This is a genomic window from Enterococcus raffinosus (assembly GCF_018917525.1).
GTDB lineage: Bacteria > Bacillota > Bacilli > Lactobacillales > Enterococcaceae > Enterococcus_A > Enterococcus_A raffinosus_A.
Genome location: NZ_JAHLOS010000031.1, coordinates 21027 through 40684 on the forward strand (window position 1 = coordinate 21027; position 19658 = coordinate 40684).

The following is a 19658-nucleotide window of genomic DNA, read 5'->3' on the forward strand; positions in this document are numbered from 1 at the left end:
GGGAAAAAGAATGTCACTCAAAGAACAGCAGGAGAACCAATCAACAGATTCAGCTTCGTTGAAGCGAGGGATGAAGATTCACCACGTTGCGATGCTGAGTGTAGGGGGAACGATTGGAACAGGATTGTTTCTGGGAACGGGATATGTTGTCCAGCAATCTGGTCCAGGAGGAACCTTTGTCGCCTATGCATTTGGTGCATTGATCATGGTTCTCATGATGTTAAGTATGGGAGAAATGCTGGTGCAAATGCCTGTTGCCGGCAATGTTCAAGCCTATGCGACACAATTTCTAGGCTACGGTGCAGGCTTTACGGTTGGATGGGTAAAATGGCTGCAGCTAGCGGTTACTGTTCCAACACAAATTGTGGCCTCTGCGATTATTATGAAAAATATTATTCCGCAGGTACCATCGATTGTTTGGATCATCGGCTTTGGTCTGCTGCTATTTTTCTTAAATTCGCGATCCAATGAAGAGTATGGTTCTTCTTCGTTCTTCTTCAGCAGTATCAAAGTGATCTTAATCGTTGTTTTCGTTCTGGTTGGGTTAGGGATGATTTTAGGTGTTGGTGGAAATGGTGTGGGCTTAGCGAATTACACCAATGACGGCGGACTATTTCCGACAGGTTTTCGTCCAATCATGATGTCGATGATGACTGCGGTTTTTGCTTATAGCGGCGCAGATATGTTCGCGACAGCGGCTGGTGAAAGTGAAAATCCCGAAAAGAACCTGCCTCGAGCAATCAAAATCAGCTCTTTAAGTATCATCGTCAGCTACGCCTTGACCTTGTTTGTTCTAGTTGCGGTTTTACCTTGGCGTGAAGCGGACTTGATGGGCAGCCCGTTTGCCTATGTATTTGGAAAGCTTGGTATTTCTTCAGCAGAAATGATCGTGAATCTGGTTGTTGTTACCTCGGCACTGTCTTCAGCGAACGCCCATGTTTTCGCGGCCGTTCGTACTTTATGGTCAATGGGGCATTTTGAACAAGCTCCTAGTTTCGTAAAAATAGTCAATAAACGCAAAGTGCCAATCAATGCATTGATCGTAACGATGATTTTCGCCGTATTTGCGGTGGCATCAAGCTTTATTTCGCCAGATGTTGTGTATTTATTTTTAACCTCATTTATCGGAGCAGCAGAATTGGTGGTTTATTCGATTACCGGAGTCTGCGCCTTGAAGCATCGAAAAGCCTTTTTAGCGAAGGGCAATACGGTGGCAGATTTGAAATTTAAGATTCCATTGTTTCCAGTTGTCCCAATTTTATTAGTCATTTTATGTATTTTAGTGGCAACGGGGATGATCCTTGATCCAACTCAGCGAGGCGCGCTGACAACAGGCGCACCAGTCTTTATCGCCTTGTTTGTTGGAAGCACCATATGGGCGGGGATGAAAAGAAAAAATAAAGAAAAAGCACCAGATAAATCAGTAGAATAAAAAAATTACTTAGGAGGATTCAACTTGAAAAACGTAAAAGTCATTATTTGGGGAATGGGTGCCATGGGAAGCGGCATGGCAAAAATGCTAATGAAGAAAAAGGGTGTCGATGTTGTTGGCGCGATTGATATCGGCGATAAGATCGGAAAAGCAATCTTTGAAGTACTAGGAGAGGAATTTCCTAACAATGAAAATATAAAAATTAGTACGGCAGAGGATGCGATTACAGAAAAAGCAGCGGATATTGTTCTGCTATGTACAGATTCCTTTACAGTAAAGGCCTTCGATAAGATTAAAAAAATTGTCGAAAACAAGATCAATGTGATCACCAGCGCCGAAGAAATGGCCTTTCCAATGGCACAAAATCCAGCGTTAGCAGAGCAATTAGATAAATTAGCCAAAGAAAATGGCGTATCTATTCTGGGAACAGGCATCAATCCGGGATTGATTATGGATGTATTGGTACTGGTAATGACGGGTGCTTGCGAGGATATCAAACATATCACTTCTCGTCGCGTAAACTCCCTCTCTCCATTTGGAAAAGCGGTAATGGAGGAGCAAGGAATCGGTATTTCTGTAGAAGAATTTGAACAAGGAAAGAAAGATGGCACCTTAGCAGGTCACGTCGGCTTCCCAGAATCGATGCTAATGATTGCCAAGGCTTTGGGCGTTGAGCTTGATACTGTTAAACAATCCATGGATGCGATTGTAACAGATGTTGATCGTGTGGCTCCATACGGTGAAGCAAAAGCAGGCGCGGTTGCTGGTGTTTCCATGAAGGCAAGCGGAATCAAGGACGGCAAAGAGCTGATCGCCATGGATCATCCGCAACAGATCGAACCAGAGCAGGTAGGGGTCCAAACGGGAGATTATGTCATTATTGACGGAAATCCTCAGGTAAATCTAGTAAATTCACCAGAAATTGAAGGCGGAGTTGGAACAATCGCCATGTGTGTCAATATGATTCCCCAAACAATCAATGCGCGTCCAGGCTTAGTCAGCATGATTGACTTGCCGATTCCTCATGCGATTTTAGGAGATTTTAGAGATCAAATCCATGAAGAGGCAAAAATCGTTTAAGAGACAGGAAAGGGTAGAAAAGATGATAAAAAGCGGAAGTTGGGTGCAGATTCATTCAGTTGTGTTAAAGACGAATGAACGGGCACCGCAAGTACCAGATAGCACCAAAAAAGTCCCGCTTGAAATGTGGGTCAAGGGTTTTTTACAAGAGGATGGCAACATCGGAGAAGAAGTAACGATCAAAACGGTCACCGGTCGGATGGAAACTGGGCGATTGGTTCAGGTTGATCCGACATTTAATCACAGCTTCGGAAATTTTGTTCCGGAAATCGTCGAGATTGATCAGATGCTGAGAAAAGAATTATTTGGAGGTGCAGATTAGTGAGAGACGACAGTTATCAGGCCGTTATGGCGCGTCGCGGAGAGCTGATGGAGGCCTCATTGCAAATCAATTATGAAGAATTTGAGCTAGCAGGTGTGGCCTTTGATTACGAGAAAATGATGTCAGAGGCTGCCTATTCTATGGAAGAAATGATTGAGATTCAACGCTCCTTAGGTGTGGGGAACACGCCAATTGTCGAGTTGAAGAATTTAACCAAGCTAGCCAGAAAATATGCGCCACAAGGAAACGGTGCGCGGATTTTTGTAAAGGATGAAGCGGCCAATGCTTCAGGAAGTTTCAAGGATCGACGCGCAGCCATCTCGGTGTATCATGCCAAGAAATTAGGCTACGAAGGTGTGGTGACCGCAACTAGCGGAAACTATGGTGCGGCAGTCGCGTGTCATGCCGCAAAACTCGGCTTGAAGTGTATTGTTGTTCAGGAATGCTTTGATTCAAAGGGTGTAGGACAGCCAGAAATCGTTGAAAAGGCTCGTAAATGTGAAGCCTTAGGTGCGGAGGTTGTTCAGCTGACAGTTGGACCGGAATTGTTTTATCAATTCCTAAAACTAATTGAAAAAACCGGCTTCTTCAATGCTTCCTTATATACACCCTTTGGAATCGCAGGCGTTGAGACATTAGGCTATGAAATCGTCCAGCAGTTTAACCAGCTGGGTCAGCAGCCAGACATCGTTGTGGCTACAAATGCGGGCGGCGGAAACTTGACTGGTACTGCTCGAGGAATGCGCAAAGCGGGAAATACAGAGACGAAAATTGTTGGCGCTAGTGTCGATTTGCAGGGACTGCACATGGCATCAGATGTTGATTTTAATCGGAAATCATTTACGACTGGTCATACCGGCTTTGGTGTACCTTTCACGACTTCACCGGATCGTTCAGATGTTCCGCGCTCGGCCGCCCGACCACTGCGTTACATGGATCGTTACGTGAAAATTCGTCAGGGGGAAGTGTTCTTTATCACCGAAGCTTTAGCCAACTTGGAAGGATTAGAAAAGGGACCAGCCGGAAATACGTCCTTAGCCGCCGCCTTTGTCTTGGCGCAAGAGATGCGGGAGGATCAAATCATTTTAGTTCAGGAAACGGAATATACCGGCGCTGGCAAGAGTGTTCAGCCGCAGCTATCTTTTGCACGAGAAAATGGGATTGATGTTCGTTTTGGTAATCCAGCAGAGGAGATCCCAGGAAAATCGATCATCTTACCGTCTTCACCGGAAAAAATCTCGGTGAACGACATTGATTTGGCTTACCTGAAGCAATCGCTGGTGAAGAATGTCTTAAAAACGACTGATCAGCCATTATCTGAGGGTGAACTGGAGTACTTAGCTGAAGAGATCAACGGGACTGTTGAGCAGGTCCAACAAATCATTAAAAATTTGAACTAAGAGGTGACGGAAGTGGAAAATATAAAATTTGAGGATGCGAGAAAGCATTTAGCTGATTTAAGCGATGAAGAATTGAAGGCACGTTTTTGGCAACTAGCAGAAGAGGTCGTTGAACCGATGCTAGACATGGGGAAAAAATACACCTCGCCATCAATTGAACGTTCCGTCTTATTACGAATGGGCTTCTCATCAATTGAAGCCACAGAAATTGTTAAACGCGTGCTGGCTCATGAGCTGATGGGCAAAGGAGCCGGACACATCGTTTATCGAATCGCCAAAGAAAATGGTCTGAGCGTCCGAGATGCTGGACTAAAACTAGCCGATGGCGAACTTTGGGAACAAGTAGATCGTATCTTCAAGGAGGCAAACTAAGATGTCAAAAGAGATGAAGCTTGATGAAAATAAAAAGTTAGATATACACGAAATTTTGGATGATTTAGCCAATTATCGTCCAAGACGTCGCGGCTGGTCATGGCGTACCCCAGTTCCACGTTACAAGATGCACAGCTTTGAATACCATGACATGGCAGAATCCTTAAAAAAATATGTTCCCTTACCGTCTGCAAAATATTTTGACAATATCGATCCACAAGGTACTTCGTCAATTACAACGGAAATTGCCTCAGGTCGTTTTGAAGATGATATTCGCAGAATGCGAATGGCTGCTTGGCATGGTGCCGATCATCTGATGGTGATTCGTACGGCAGGCCAGTCCCATTTTGAAGGGCTGATCGAGGGCACACCACAAGGAATCGGCGGTATTCCAATTACGCGGAAACAAGTTCGAGCACAAAGAAAAGCGTTGGATGCGATTGAAGATGAAGTGGGACGGCCAATTAACTATCATAGTTACGTTTCAGGAATCGCTGGTCCAGAGGTTGCGGTAATGTTCGCCGAAGAAGGAGTCAACGGCGCCCACCAAGATCCGCAATACAATGTGTTGTATCGTAACATTAATATGATTCGTTCATTTGTCGATGCCTGTGAATCGAAAAAGGTGATGGCTTGGGCAGGAATAGCCCAAATTGACGGAGCGCATAACGCGAATGCAACGGCGCGTGAAGCCTGGAAGGTTATGCCTGAGCTGATGGTCCAGCACGCGATTAATTCGATCTTCTCCCATAAAGTCGGAATGGAAAAATCAGACATCTGCTTGTCCACCGTTCCGCCAACGGCACCGCCAGCACCGTCAATGTATCTAGACCTGCCGTACGCTGTTGCTTTGCGGGAATTTTTCAGCGACTATCGGATGCGTGCGCAGCAGAATACAAAATACATGGAGGCCTCAACACGTGAAGCTACGGTGACTCATGTATTGAATCTATTGATCTCAAAATTAACCAGTGCCGATATCCAATCAACTATCACGCCAGATGAGGGACGCAATGTTCCTTGGCATATTTACAATATCGAAGCTGTCGATACCGCGAAACAGGTTTTCCAAGGCTTAGATGGTTTTGGTGATATGGTGAAGCTGCTTGATGATGGCCCGTTGCGAGAAACAGCTCGTGAAATCAAAGAAAGAGCGGTCCTATTCTTTGAAGGGATCATTGAAGCAGGCGGCTACTTCCAAGCAGTTGAAGATGCCTTTTTCGTGGATTCTGGAAACTATCCAGAGCGAAATGAAGACGGAATCTCTCGTAAAATCAACGGCGGCGTTGGAGAAAATACGGTTTATAAACGTGATGAAGACTATTTGGCACCAGTTACCGCCCATTATGGCTATAACAATGTCGCTCAATACGATGAAGGCGCAGTGGAAGATCCTGCGAGTCTAATTGGCGGCTCGACACTTGAAAAACCGGAAAAAATCATTTTTATCGATGAACTGGATGAAAATGACAATGTCAATGTTCGTTTAGAAGAAAACAAAGAGCTTCGAGAAAAGGAATTGATCAAACCAGAAGCAGAATGGCAGGGCGATGGGATAATCCTGCTAACAATGATGCTTCCAGAATCAAAACGTGTGGCAGAATTTGCGGCGTTAGAAATTGGGAAGAAGATGGGGCTGGTCGATTGCGAAGTGATCAATAAGGAAGTGATGCAGGCCGCAGAAGGAACACGAATCGAGCTAAAAGGCCGGGTGCCATTTACGATTGATAAAGTCACTTTAGTCATTCCTGAAGAACCAAAAACACTGTCAGATGATGAAATTCGTGAAGAAGTAAAACGCAAAAAAATGGTGATTGTTGCGGGAACAGTAGGTGAAGATGAACATTCTGTAGGGTTGCGTGAAATTATCGACATCAAACACGGCGGAATTGAAAAATACGGAATGGAAGTCCATTACTTAGGGACGAGTGTACCAGTTGAAAAATTAGTGGATGCGGCGATTGAATTAAATGCCGATGCAATCCTAGCTTCAACGATTATCAGTCATGATGATATTCATTACCGCAACATGAAACGGATTCACGAATTAGCGATTGAAAAAGGCGTTCGTGAAAAAGTCATGATCATGGCTGGTGGAACCCAAGTTATTCCAGAGATCGCTGTTGAAAATGGGATGGACGCTGGCTTTGGTCGGGGAAGTAACGGTGCAAATGTCGCAACAGCGTTGGTAGAGCGCAGGAAAGAAATGGAAAGAGAAGAAGTCTAATGAAAATTGATATCTTAGTAGCAGAGATCGGGTCCACGACAACCGTGGTTAATGCTTTTCAAGGTATCCACGGAGCGCAGCCTGTCTTTTTAGGACAAGGACAGGCTGCAACAACGGTGTTAGAGGGTGATGTTCGAATCGGTCTAGAGAACAGCATCAAGGATCTGCAGGAACAGCTGGAGGTGGACCATTTATCCTATGATGAGATGTTCGCCACCTCCAGTGCGGCCGGCGGGCTAAAAATGACTGTTCATGGGTTGGTTTTTGATATGACTGCACGTGCGGCCAAAGAAGCGGCGCTGGGAGCAGGAGCAATTGTCCATATGGTGACAGCAGGAAAATTACGGCGAACAGACATGAAAAAAATCGCGGATGCTTCGCCAAACATTATTTTGATCGCAGGCGGTGTTGATTATGGCGAACGTGAAACGGCATTAGACAATGCAGAAAAAATCGTTGACTTAGGTCTTTCAATTCCCGTGATTTATGCGGGTAATGTTGAAAACAATGAAGAGATCAAGCTGATTTTTGAAAATAGTAACCAGGAGCTGTACATTGTTGAAAATGTTTTTCCAAAAATTGACGAGCTAAATGTCGAGCCGACACGCAAGGTGATTCAAAATGCCTTTGAAAAGCACATCATCCACGCGCCTGGAATGGAGCATATTCACGATCTGGTAAATGAAACCATTACACCAACTCCCGCAGCGGTAATGAATTTAAGCCAGCTAATCTATGAAAAAATCGGTGATGTCTTAGTCGTCGATGTGGGTGGTGCAACAACGGATGTTTATTCTGTCACCGAGGGAACCGATGCTATTTCAAAAATTCAAGTTGCTCCTGAGCCAGTAGCCAAGAGGACTGTTGAAGGCGATTTAGGCATGTTTGTCAATATGGAGCATGTCATCGAGATTGTTGGTGAAGAGCAGCTTGTCAAAGAAGGCCATCATCTGGAAAAGCTGCGGCAGGAGTATCACTCGATTCCTAAGAATAAAGAAGAAAGAGCATTTGTTGAGCGGTTGACTGAAGTAGCTGTGAAGACGGCGGTAGATCGGCATGTTGGCGCTTTGCGTTATGTTTATGGGCCTTCCGGTAGAGATACACTAGCACAAGGGAAGGATCTGTCGAATATTCGCTATGTCATTGGAACCGGAGGCGCATTGACACGATTGAAGAATGGTCCAGACATTTTGAAAAAGATCCGTAAAGAAGATTCGGATACAAAATTATTGCCAACAGGCATTCCGAAAGTTTTGATTGATCAAGATTATATTATGTCCTCATTGGGAGTCTTAGCCTGTAAATATCCCGATGAAGCCATGAAGCTGCTAGAAGCTTCATTAGGCTATCCGCTGTTAAATGAGGAGTTAATTTCCAGTGCTGTTTCTTCTCAACAAGAAGCTTCTATGCTAAAATAATGGTAGTTTAATACAATTGAGTGCGTGATAGTCATTACGACTAGGATGGAAGTTGGTGAAAGTCCAACGCTGTACCCGCAACTGTAAGGATCGTAGTATCCAAGTCAGGAACATCGTGAGTGCTCAATCACTTTTTCGGGAGTAAGAAAGTGGCTATAAAACCATGAAAGTAGCCGCTTTGTCTCAATAACAAAGCGGCTTTTTGTTGTTTAAAAAGATTCCCCAATCTTTTTAAATCATTTAATAAGAAATCAGATCCATTGGACTTTGGCGGTCTTTGAGTGGGCCTGACTTTGCTGACAGATAAGTGAATACAAATTTTGAATACTTTCATGGTTGCTGCTTGCTTTATTAATTACCACATTAACGGGTTCATTTGTCGAAAGCTCTTTGATGATTGAAATTTGTTTTGATTCAATCAAATGGCGAATTCTTCCCGCCCGAACGATGCCCAGCATGCTATTGTTCAAGACGGCTTCTTGCACCACTTCATCACTTGTCGAATCAATGATTTGCGGTGTGTTAAGGGATTGCTTAAAGGAGTTGTGGTAGTTATAATATTCAGATTGATCCACAACGATTGGATAACGTTCAAAATAGTCCTCCAAATGGAAATTAGGACGATAATATTTTGTGTTAATACACAAGATAACGCTTTCATAATCGATCGTTTCATAATTCAAATCAGAAGAGGCGATATTGCCTGAAATAATTCCGATATCGATCTCATTTTTTAACAGCTGACTAATTGTTTCTTCATTGCTAGAGCCATGCAACTGAAAAGATACAGTCGGATTTTTTTTGTTTATTTGACGAATTGCCGGTAAAAAATAGCGGAAGCAATAGTAGTCGTGACCTTGTAAATGAATTAAGTGATTCTTTCCATATTCGCTAGGAATTCCCTCGATTAGATTCACTTCTCTTAGTATGTTGATTGCACGTTTATATAACTGTTCTCCTGCATAGGTTAATACATATTTTCCTCCACGCTTCTCTAATAAAATGGTTCCTAGATGTTCTTCTAAGCTGCGTATATGCTTTGTAACTGTGGGCTGTGAGTAATTCAATTTAATAGCAGCTTTAGTAAAATTCAATTCCTCAGCAACGACTTGAAACGTTTGCAATGTTCGAAACTCCATAATCTCCCTCCACTTATTTCTATTCTAAAAATAATTTCCACAAAAAGCATTTTCGTTAAAAACTATTTTTAACATTACTACCATTATAATATAAACAGAGCCTATTGTATAGGGAACGAACGATGATCAAACACGCAAAAAAGTGACGATAAAAAAACTATTTTTCGTTCAAATCACGATTACTATCAGGGGTTAAAGTAGATCGAAATAGTATCTGTTTTCCACGATTTTCCTACCATTAATCTCCCGTTTCTCTCAAAAACGACAACTAATTAAAAAACAAGAATTTCTTTGCTCCTTTTTTATTTTTCTATTTTGGATGAGGGGGAGCTGTTAGGGACTCTCAAGATAGATAAAATAACTTAAGTTCTTTGTCGCATTGTGTTGCATTTTGGATCTGTAACGGGGTCAGAGAGCTGTTATCCATATGAAAATAGCGATTTATTTTCTTATTCTAGCTAATAAAATAGTAGAACTGAGCTATTTTCAATCATAAGAGGAGTTTGGTGAGAAGCAATCAGCGCACAAAACTGAGAAGAGGAAAAATCTCTCACTATTAAGAAATATCTGAGGTTTTCTTGAAGCTCATCAGATTTTGATTGATTTAAAATTGAAAATAACGTCGGATATTTTAAGAACCAGAGAATTTTTTTCAAAATGCGACAGTGCTGTTATTATTTGTAAATCATTCTGTCATTTTTCTGTCTTGGTTTTAGTTAATAATCATTAAGGAAATATTTTTAATTGAAATTATAGATAGAAAAGGTTGATAGTGATGATGAAGTTATGTATTGGAATGAAGCTAGAAGCAGTAAGTGTCCATGGAGAGGTTGTTGAAGGTGAAGTGTTATGTATTTATCAACGAACCTTCATAATCGTCTCAAAAAAGACGCACAACGTTACTTAGTTCGCCTAAATACGCTGAGCAAAGACTTATATATACAAGATGTCCCTGCATGAGGAATACATTTAGTAATAGTATATAAATGAAAAAAACGTACAGCAGATTTTTGCTGTACGTTTTTTAATGTGCTAAATTATTGATCGTCCTTTAAGTTAAGTTTTCTATACAGACTAATTAAGAGTACTCCTAATAGAAAAGTCATTCCCAAAAGTGTCAACGCGGTAGAAGATTTCTGCCCAGTGTTAGGATAAGCTTTAGCTGCTCCACCTTTGTTATTTATATGAGTACTCACGATAACAAAATCAAAGGGTGCTTGTTCAACAACTCTTGAATGGTAATTTTTTGGAACATCGATTGCTTCGACCGTATAGTTTATCTTGTTTCCATTCGCATCCTGTTTCGGAAGATTCTTCCAAGAATGGCTCCAGTGATTGTCGTCATTTAAAATCACGGGCTCTCCATGTTTTTTATCGCGATCGTAAAGCTGTACCTTAACAGAAGAGGGGCGATCCTTTTCTCGATCGTTGTTATCATTCCATTGTTGAGTGACGTTTACTGATGGAATAGTAGGGACTTCTTTATATGTGTTCGTTATATTAAAGCCCTCCACCTGACTTGAATATCCAGAGACTGGTTCTTCATTGATTGTGTAAACGATTGGTTGACCATTTCGATTTTTTGGCAAGTCAGTGAATTCATAGTCCCAATTATCATTGGCGGTAACTTGTTTAGTCGCCACCTGCTCGCCATTTGCTAACAGTAGGACAGTGATGCTGGGGGGTCTTTTTTTGTCGCGATTGTTATTGTCTTGCCAGGTTTTATTCCCCTTGACCGAGGTTTGTTCTGGCAAATGCGTATTGGTAACGATAAAGCTATCAGCGTTTTCTTGGGACACAGCAGAGGTATAGCCAGATACTACGGTTTCTTCCTCGACCGTATAGTTGATTGCTTGTCCTTTGTCATTTTTTGGAAGATTCTCCCAAGTATGGGTCCATTGATCGGCGCTAGAAACAGAAGCTTCGTCGATTTTTTCTCCGTTAGCTAGAAGTGCAAATGTAACAGCTTCCGGTCTTAATCCATCCTGATCATTTTGATCGCTCCAGATCTTTTGAATATTAATGGAACGAACTTCAGGTGTGTGGGTGTTGGTAATTGTATTCCCTTCAATAGTAGTGACATAATCAGGTACGGCGTTTTCAGACACGCTATACTCGATCTCCCGTCCATTTAAAAATTTGGGCAGGTTGGAGAAAGGGTAGCTCCAATCGTTTTGACTCGTGACCGTTTTACTCTCCTGAAAAACGCCGTTGGCCAGCAGGTTGACGGTAATTTGATCCGGACGTTTGCCGTCTTGGTCATTTTGATCCCGCCAGATTTTTTGTCCAGAGAATTCGGTCGTTTTTGCCGGATAGTGATTGATGATGTCAAATCCCTTTACTTCGCTGCTATATCCTTCTGGGACAGTCGTTTCTTGCACAGAATAGCCATATTCTCTTCCAGTATTGTCGTATTTCGGTACTGAAGGAAAGGCGTAGCTCCACGTTCCGTCTTGGCTTTCTGAGATAGTTGTCCATCTCGCAACAACGAGACTGAGATAGTTTCCGGTCGTGTTTGGGAACCATTCTCTTCGTCCTCCCAAATTTTTGTTCCCGAAATAGTAATCAGCTGCTCGCCTTCACCGCCACCGCCTTGTCCATGATAAGTAGCGGTGGATACAGAAGTATCGATAAAACTTCCGTTATCATAAGTGCTTGCGGTGTTGTGGTATCGATTATTGGCTACATTATATAATAGCCGCGTTTGATAATGGATGACTAAAGAAGTCGTAGCTGTATTATTTTGTTCCTGCACACTGGTCAATTTTCCAAAGCTAAGATTGAAGGTCTGTGTTCCGTCGGCCTGTTGCGTAATAACCGGATCTATTCGCTCAGTAGTTAGGACAGTTCGTCGCCAATTACGATGAGCGATCGTCATTGATCCAGGAATATAGTCCTGATTGTTCTCCATAATATCTTGAAGTGTCGCATTTTCGACTGGGTAGCCGCCATTATTGACCGTTAGCGTCCAATTGATAATGGTGGGATCTGCATCGTCGTAGGATAAGCTCTTGGCGATTGCACTAGTTCCAGAGCCACCGCCTGAACTGCTCTTTGAAAAATTTAAGTGAACGGTGTTGTTTGGATTGGTCTGTGTCGGAAAGGCCAGATCATTTCCAGTTTCATAATTTAGCTGACTGCGATTGAAGGTAGCCCAAAAATTAAAATTAATTCTTAAATTATCATAGGATTGAGCATCAGAAGTAAATTGGATTGAAATGACACCATTGCTGATGGTAACATCCGCCAAATGCACGCCCGTTGATGTATTGATACTGATTGGTGTCGTTGTTGTGTAATTCAGTTCTTTAGGCAGAGGCATGGTGTAAGGCTGGTCTATATTGATGGCGCTGCCATTTTCCAAATTTAAATTATAGGTTATTTGAACAGAAGAAGTATCGCGAATTCTATTGGTTCCAACCGGTCCGTCTGCATCAGCGAGAGTGACACCTGAGACAAATTGGGAAGCATCCAGATTTTCGGCTGCATAGCCGCTGGTTGAACCTAACTGAATAAATAGGTTGCTTAGTAAAAAGATAATACTAAAAAGGGATTTTAGCCTTTTTTGCATGGGAAACCTCTCCTTTAACTTCTTATTATCAAAAGTATAAAGGGGGAATCACTGAATCCAAAGAATTCTGCCTACACAAGAAAAAACATCTAGCAAAACTAGATGCTTTCTCAAAAATATTCACTGATTGAGTTAAATAAAGCTCTCTAAAAATTCCGTTGCGACTCGTTGAAACGATTCATCGTAGTCAATCAATAATTGCTTTAAAGACTCAGTTTGACTAACTTTTCGCCCCTGACTTTGTACCTCAAGCAGTAATTCCTCGCCATTCAAACGAAAATCTACAAACACCTCATCGTCGATCGACGTTTCTAAATAATCAATCATAGATTCGAAATAGCCTTCCGCTAGCGGCTCTGCAACCTCCAACAAGACATGCTCCATCAAGGCATCAACCTCTGGATTTTTGTATAAAAGGAAATGCTTGCTAACAAATGCAGAATCATAAACATTCTCGATCTTAAAACCTAAAAATTGCAGATACTCTTCGACTTCACCAATCTTTTCTAAGGTATCTAAGACTGTGCGGAGGATTCTAAGGAGTGCGTCATCAAGCACCGTATCGAACTGCTCCTTTGAATAGTAGGTTTCAATGACCTCTTCTGTTTCAAAAAAGCTCGCTTGGATTTTCTCGAAGTAATAGCCCGTTGATGATTGGTCTTTGACAAAAAAACTCACTTGCATACTCATTTTGATCACCTCTTAGAGAAAATGATTAATTGCTTTTTTAGTTTAGCATATTCGAAAATAGTTTTCGCTTTTTGAGCATGAAGAGATAGGGGAGGGAAAAGTTTAATGAGTAAAACTATCCATGGGTGAGCGAGTTACTATGGATAGTTTTGAGTACTTAGCCTTAAAAAGCTTTTCCTTGTATAGAAAGTTAATTTTAAAGAAAAGTAAACATGAAAGCTCAAAATAAAGTTTATTTATGTGAGATACGCCAAAAAAATAAAAATTGTTCTGATTTATGACTTTTGATCAAATAACCATTGATTTAATAATGAAAAGCATAAGCGGGGAATTGCTTTGTCATAACATTTTTTATCTATAAAAATTTAGGAGGCCTCTTCACAGCCATTTTTATCGGATAGGAGAAAACGACTGATTTGTAGAGAAAAGCTTATTTAACTCAATGTTTGTTTGTAAAATCCATTGGAATATTAAGTGATTATAATAAAAAATAAATACATTGTTTTTATTAAATAAGCCTCAAACAAGAACGATCATCGACGATTATGACGTTTCTCCCTTCTTAAAATATTCAATAATAACTTGTAAGAAAGATTATTTTTTAAGAAGGAGCGCCGCAAATTAATAAAAGCGTGCGGTTGGTTTGTTAGATAGTCATTAGCAATAGTACATAAGCGCTCAATTTGCTCTGTCTTATCTCGGCATTAATCTCATTAAGGAAGCGATTGAGCGTTCTCTAGTCAAACTAGTATAAATCGTAAAAAGATTGTTGGGTAGGAAAGATTAAAAAATTCCCTACTTCAATGAACACCACTATAGAAAAAAGAAGGTAGATTACATGAAAAAGAGCATCTGGAAAATTTGCGCAGCCTGTTTGAGCATCTTACTTTTAACTAACACGTTTAGTCAAACATTGCAGGCGGCGGAGGAATTAACATCTGATACAACCATCCATTCGACTGAAGACTCAGCAATAAATAAAAAAACATCCGCAGAGAATTCTGTTACGAGTTCTGAACAGCTTCAGGAGTCTGCGACTGTTCCAAGCGAGTCAGCTGCTGAATCGTCAAGTATTTCTAGTTCGTCATCAACGGCTTCGGAGAATACAACCACATCTTCTGAGCAATCAGCAAGTTCTACAACGGAGTCTAGCAGTGGACAAGATTCGTCAGAAACCAGCACTGTTCCTTCTAGTACAAAACCGACAGCTTCTTCAACAACCTCGAAGCCGTCTACCAGTACCACACCTAGTAAGGAACAAAGTGCGCCGTCAACCTCTAAAGAGACATCTGTCGGGAGTACGCAAGCAAGTCAAGAAAACAATGGAAATCACATAATAGCTGGAAAACAAACGAATTCTGTGTTGGCTACACAATCTGCGTCAACGGTAGGAACCGGAAACACCGCTGCAACAGCTACACAAACTGCGGCTGCTCTTTCCCAATTAGATGAGGTTAGTTTGGATGAATCTCTACGTGTAAGCGATGTTTCAGAGTCTGATTTAAAGGGCTTTGAATTGCCACTTTTAACAGCCTTTGAAGACAAAAGCAAAGCGGTTCTAGTTTATGAAGGGATAAGACAGGTTGGCAGATACCAAGTAACAACTGCAGAAGCAGATAAGACAGGTCAGACCTTTAAGAATACAGAAGAGCTGCTCAATCTAATCACAAAAAATCTCTTTGGTGAATCGGCAGCGACAGCTCAAAAAGCAAGTATTGCCAATGAAAAAAAACAGCCGGGAGATTTGCTTTATAAGGATGATCAATTGTTTGGCTTGTATTTGGGTGGCGACCATTACTTAGTTGCAGGCGATCCGAGTGACAAAGAAAAAACAGAAAATCCAGAACAGGCCGATCATAAAATCGGGAAGATTGCTCTTTTTTCTGACCAGAAAGACCTAGAGCAAAGCCTACAGGTACAGCGTTTAAACAACAGCGCCTTGACCACCTATGGCAAGGAAGTAGAAAAAGCTTATCCAGCATCCATGGACTTTACAGAAAACGAGCAAACCCAAGCCTTTATTGAAACAATCGCAAAATCAGCTCAAAAGCTGGGACTCGACTATGATGTATTCGCCTCAGTGATGATCGCTCAGGCAATCTTAGAAAGCGGATCAGGTACGAGTAGCTTAGCGGCAGCCCCTAACTATAATTTATTTGGTGTAAAAGGGAGCTACGAAGGCGCTTCGGTGAATTTTTCGACTCAGGAAGATCGGGGAAGCGGCGAAATGTATACCATTCAGGCGGCTTTCAGACGTTACCCTAGCTATGCGGAATCACTGGGGGATTATGTGACTCTTATTCGAGGCGGTATTCAAGGAAACGAAGAATATTATCAAGATGTTTGGCGCTCACAAGCGAAAAACTATCTACGATCTGCAAGTGCTCTAACAGGAAAATACGCGACCGATACAAGCTACAATCGCAAAATCAGTTCATTGATTGCCGTTTATCACCTTACGCAATACGACCTGCCGATTCCAGAAAATAAAGTAACTGGAACACAAACAAGTGCAGTCATGCAAGGAAAAGAAACCATCCCGGCGGCTTATCGTGAAAAAATGACTTTCCCAGATTACGACGGAAAAAATTATAATCTTTCGGGTTCTTATCCCGTCGGACAATGTACCTGGTATGCGTACAATCGTGTCGCTCAATTGGGCAAACGAGTGGATGATTATATGGGAAATGGCGGGGAGTGGGGCACCTCGGCCAAACGCTTAGGGTATCAAACGAGTCAAACACCAAAAGCAGGATGGTTAATCTCCTTTAGTCCTGGAACAGCTGGCTCTGATCCTCGCTATGGGCATGTTGCCTTTGTGGAGGCTGTTACTGATGAAGGAATCCTGATTTCTGAAGGAAATGTAGTAGGAGGAACGATCATCTCTTATCGCATCATTCCAAATAGCTTGGCTCGTTCACAGCTGGTGACCTATATTGAAGCAAAATAACTTGAATCAGCAGAAGTTGCAAAGGAACAGGATAAGCTTCACAGTTATTTAGCACTGCAGAAAATTGGAGAGGTCTTAGACTAAATCAAAACAGGAGGAGAAAAGATGCGCAAGCAAACACTTCAAATCAACGATGTAAACGACTACCTGTACTATTTTATTGAAAAAGTAAATGAACAGTCATTTGAGACAAAGTTTCCTAAGGTTAAGGCGCGTATTCTTCAGAATTGTGCAGAACTAAAAAAACAAATCGATTTGATTGACGGAAGAAACTTTTTCCGACAGCTGGCCCAAATCAACGGTCTGGAATCGGAAATATGGATCTTAATCGAGATGTGCAGCATAGCAGATTCAGATGGAGCATCTATTTTTTCAGAAGAAGAAATACTAACGATTGCTCGAAATGATTTCAAAACCTATTTCAAGGAAAAATGCGGAATGAGCATAGTAAGTACACCGCCGCATTCCTTACACTTTTTAACAGAATGATAGACAGCAAGAAGTGAAGCATCTTTTTTCTCATTAAGCAGTATTTTATTAGCTCTCAAAAAATAGACAGCCAACGAGTGTTTAAGTTTCTATTAAAGCTTGAGGTGTGTGGTCTATTTTTTTGCACAATGAAGCAGATAGATTGAGTCGGGTGAAAAAAGGTGCTATATTCTAAAATTTATCAGGGTAAAAGGGGGAATATTAGTGCTAGATTCTTTTATAAAAGGACAAGATCAACTAGTACAGCAGCTTTTTTTATACTATTATCGATCGTATCAAAATTCATTTAGCTATAAAGAATTGATCGATGAATTAAATATTACATACCCAATGTTAAAACATGCGTTAGATCAGGTAGAGGCCATTCAGGCTGGCTATCCTGAGTTTTCTATAGATCGAGGAAGTCGCACAGTAACGATTACATTCTCAGAAAAATTTTTGTTAAACAAGATTCGTGTGAATTTGACCAAAGAGACGGTTCCATTTATTATCTGGGATGCGATTTTCTATCAAAAGTTTGTCTCATTAGATGCCTTTAGTCAGAAAAATTATTTAAGCCGTCGAACCGTTCAACGTCAAATAGCCGCATTTGGTTCTATTCTAGATCGTTATAAGATCGGATTGAATCTGAAGAAAAACGATCATTTGGAAGGGGAAGAATACCGGATTCGTTATTTTTTCCACAGCTTCTATTGGCACGTGTTTGATGAAATTGAAAGCAATCGACCGCCAATCTCGCAAAAAAGTGCTGCGGAAGTCTATCAAAAAATTACCGCCTATTTTCCGTTTATCCGACATGCGGCAAAGGAGCGCTTCATTAACCTTTTAGCAGTATCAGTCACGCGGATAAAGCAGGGGCACGTGATATCGGAATTGCCGGATTCGGTCAGGCGATTCTATAATCCATTTATGGCCAAGGGTGCGTTTGAAGAGAAGCTTTTATTACCGTTTTTTGAGGCCAATTTTCTTTTCGCAAAGGATCTAACTAAAGAAGAGCTGCTGTATATTTACTACATGTTTACGATTGGTCAAAGCTATCCAATCGATTCAATGCAGACCATTCAATTGCAGTCGCCGATGTTTTTAAGTGATTATCGTCGCCTAATTGATGATTGGATTTCGCTAGTAGAAAAACAACTAAAATTTGAATTTGGGCAGAATGAAAAGAAGTATTTACTTGTTAATTCAACCTATGTGTTCTCGTTTCTACTTTCCTTTGGACTCAGTAATCAAATTGATTCCTTTGGTGATTACTTATCTGTTTCGGAAATGGAGGAACAGTACCAATATTTATTCGCCGTTTTAGATGAAATTGCACCTAAAGTAAAAACAGACAATCCAGAATGGACCGAGGCGTTGAGATCAAACTCGTTTAAATACTACACTTCTCAATTGTTGTATTACATTCTAATGGATTATGATATACCAATTCGTGTGGCGATCGAATCAAAAGGACGAGGAATCGAAGAAGCCCTGCAGAAGCAAAAACTTGTGCGTTTGAGTCCAAGACCGATAATTACTGTACGAATCAACGAGGAGCCGGACGTGATTATTTCTGATTACGCGATTGATTTGTCGAAATACTTTTCTTCGAATGTTCCACATCTATTTCAATGGAGTGAAAGACAATATTTATCCGATTGGATACGAGTGGTAAATTTCATCAATGATGTTCGCGATCAAAAATATGCCCAATTGCTGCCGAAAAATGTTGAAACAGAACAATCCAACAAATCTGAACAGTGAGAAATAAAAGCATAGAAACCGTACAAGAGAAATTTCAGCAAATCATTTTATGAGACTAGGAAACTTTTGATCTGTGTATCACACACCCTAGGTAGAAAGTAGTTTTACTTGGGGTTTTTGAATTGTTGCTAAGAGTGAGAGAAGCATTTAGCAAACGGGTTAAACGATTCACTTCTCTATTAATGAAGCTTAGAAATTGAAAATATTCTTTGGTCCAATTAGTAAAGCTGATTGGATCTTTTTTTGTATTCGATTGATGAGAAAATGGATTGAGGGAAAAGGTTATAGCGGAAAAGCCATTCGGTTAATCAGGATTATTAGGATATAAAGGAAAGGGTGAGAACAAGGTGGAAATTCAAATCGAAAAAATGAAAGCGTTCCGATTACTTGGGAAAGTCGAAAAACAATTTGTCGAAAATGTTCGGGCAGATGAATTTTGGCAGCGCTGCGGCCGGGATGGGACTTTAGAGGAACTAATAGATTATTCTACATCCTAGAATAAGGAACTTATAGGATTGGCGGATGGCTCTTCGTATGATGGAGCGAGCTATCAGTATTATATCGCGACTCCTTTTGATGGCAAGGAAATTCCAGAAGGCTATGTAATGAAGACGATTCCGAAAAGTACATGGTTAAAAGTTCAAAGTCCCGATTCGGATGGATTAATTGATCAGGAGATATGGTCAAAAATATATTCAGAGTTTTTCCCAACAACGACCTACGAGCCGGCTGAATATCAATTAGAGGTCTATCCAAATGGGGATATGAAAAAAGAATCCGAGGTTTGGATTGCTGTTCAAAAACGCGGAAAATAATCGTTAA

General features: G+C 41.2%; 16 protein-coding genes, 1 pseudogene and 1 riboswitch. Of the genes and pseudogenes, 13 read left to right on the top strand and 4 right to left on the bottom strand.

The genetic code is table 11. The features are described 5' to 3' along the window. Window positions 1–10 precede the first annotated feature (10 nt). Genes KQI58_RS16485 through KQI58_RS16515 form a run of 7 tightly spaced genes read left to right on the top strand, consistent with a single transcriptional unit; the run spans window position 11 to window position 8251 of the window. The gene (locus KQI58_RS16485) at window positions 11–1432 is read left to right on the top strand and encodes an amino acid permease (RefSeq protein WP_216410125.1); all 1422 of its coding nucleotides are present in this window, start codon (window positions 11–13) and stop codon (window positions 1430–1432) included. A 24-nt stretch (window positions 1433–1456) separates the two neighbouring features. Beyond that, window positions 1457–2512 carry a 2,4-diaminopentanoate dehydrogenase gene (gene ord, locus KQI58_RS16490; RefSeq protein WP_216410126.1) on the top strand — a complete coding sequence of 352 codons (1056 nt, stop codon included), beginning with the start codon at window positions 1457–1459 and terminating at the stop codon, window positions 2510–2512. Window positions 2513–2534: 22 nt separating this feature from the next. After that, complete coding sequence (gene ortA, locus KQI58_RS16495) at window positions 2535–2834, top strand: 2-amino-4-oxopentanoate thiolase subunit OrtA (protein ID WP_048720903.1); 300 nt, start codon at window positions 2535–2537, stop codon at window positions 2832–2834. After that, a complete protein-coding gene (gene ortB / locus KQI58_RS16500) occupies window positions 2834–4234 on the top strand; it encodes a 2-amino-4-oxopentanoate thiolase subunit OrtB (RefSeq protein WP_216410127.1) in 1401 nt (466 codons plus the stop codon). Before ortA ends, ortB begins: the two co-directional genes overlap by 1 nt. Before the next feature lie 12 nt (window positions 4235–4246). Continuing rightward, window positions 4247–4606 carry an ornithine aminomutase subunit alpha gene (locus KQI58_RS16505; RefSeq protein ID WP_216410128.1) on the top strand — a complete coding sequence of 120 codons (360 nt, stop codon included), beginning with the start codon at window positions 4247–4249 and terminating at the stop codon, window positions 4604–4606. A gap of 1 nt (window position 4607) precedes the next feature. After that, the gene (oraE, locus tag KQI58_RS16510) at window positions 4608–6833 is read left to right on the top strand and encodes a D-ornithine 4,5-aminomutase subunit OraE (RefSeq protein WP_216410129.1); all 2226 of its coding nucleotides are present in this window, start codon (window positions 4608–4610) and stop codon (window positions 6831–6833) included. Beyond that, the gene (locus KQI58_RS16515) at window positions 6833–8251 is read left to right on the top strand and encodes a GlmL-related ornithine degradation protein (RefSeq protein ID WP_216410130.1); all 1419 of its coding nucleotides are present in this window, start codon (window positions 6833–6835) and stop codon (window positions 8249–8251) included. Before oraE ends, KQI58_RS16515 begins: the two co-directional genes overlap by 1 nt. Window positions 8252–8259: 8 nt before the next feature. Further along, window positions 8260–8385: riboswitch (cobalamin riboswitch) on the top strand. 117 nt (window positions 8386–8502) lie between these two features. Here KQI58_RS16515 and KQI58_RS16520 read toward each other — a convergent pair. Then, window positions 8503–9390, bottom strand: a complete 888-nt coding sequence (locus KQI58_RS16520) for a LysR family transcriptional regulator (RefSeq protein WP_216410131.1) — start codon at window positions 9388–9390, stop codon at window positions 8503–8505. Between the two features lie 775 nt (window positions 9391–10165). Here KQI58_RS16520 and KQI58_RS23055 point away from each other — a divergent pair. Beyond that, window positions 10166–10297, top strand: coding sequence for a hypothetical protein (locus KQI58_RS23055; RefSeq protein ID WP_301282208.1), 132 nt, complete (start codon window positions 10166–10168; stop codon window positions 10295–10297). 130 nt (window positions 10298–10427) lie between these two features. On the opposite strand, the gene KQI58_RS23175 is transcribed toward KQI58_RS23055, so the two are convergent. The 3 genes and pseudogenes from KQI58_RS23175 to KQI58_RS16535 form a co-directional block, all read right to left on the bottom strand. Then, window positions 10428–10586: an LPXTG cell wall anchor domain-containing protein gene (locus KQI58_RS23175; RefSeq protein WP_367397947.1), complete on the bottom strand. Its 159-nt coding sequence runs from the start codon at window positions 10584–10586 to the stop codon at window positions 10428–10430. Between the two features lie 80 nt (window positions 10587–10666). Continuing rightward, a pseudogene (locus KQI58_RS23180) lies at window positions 10667–12961 on the bottom strand (collagen binding domain-containing protein). Between the two features lie 132 nt (window positions 12962–13093). Beyond that, window positions 13094–13651, bottom strand: a complete 558-nt coding sequence (locus tag KQI58_RS16535) for a hypothetical protein (protein WP_216410132.1) — start codon at window positions 13649–13651, stop codon at window positions 13094–13096. 838 nt (window positions 13652–14489) lie between these two features. On the opposite strand from KQI58_RS16535, the gene KQI58_RS16540 reads away from it, so the two are divergent. From KQI58_RS16540 to KQI58_RS22800, 5 genes are all read left to right on the top strand, one after another. Then, the gene (locus tag KQI58_RS16540; RefSeq protein WP_216410133.1) at window positions 14490–16601 is read left to right on the top strand and encodes a glucosaminidase domain-containing protein; all 2112 of its coding nucleotides are present in this window, start codon (window positions 14490–14492) and stop codon (window positions 16599–16601) included. Between the two features lie 105 nt (window positions 16602–16706). Then, on the top strand, window positions 16707–17090 hold the full coding sequence (locus tag KQI58_RS16545; protein WP_216410134.1) for a DUF7006 family protein: 384 nt from the start codon (window positions 16707–16709) through the stop codon (window positions 17088–17090). 204 nt (window positions 17091–17294) lie between these two features. Further along, window positions 17295–18836: a helix-turn-helix domain-containing protein gene (locus tag KQI58_RS16550; RefSeq protein ID WP_216410135.1), complete on the top strand. Its 1542-nt coding sequence runs from the start codon at window positions 17295–17297 to the stop codon at window positions 18834–18836. A 347-nt stretch (window positions 18837–19183) separates the two neighbouring features. Continuing rightward, window positions 19184–19333, top strand: coding sequence for a hypothetical protein (locus KQI58_RS22795; RefSeq protein ID WP_253295992.1), 150 nt, complete (start codon window positions 19184–19186; stop codon window positions 19331–19333). An 18-nt stretch (window positions 19334–19351) separates the two neighbouring features. Continuing rightward, entirely contained in the window at window positions 19352–19651 is a 300-nt protein-coding gene (locus KQI58_RS22800; RefSeq protein WP_253295993.1) for a GyrI-like domain-containing protein, read from the top strand. The last annotated feature ends 7 nt before the right edge of the window (window positions 19652–19658 follow it).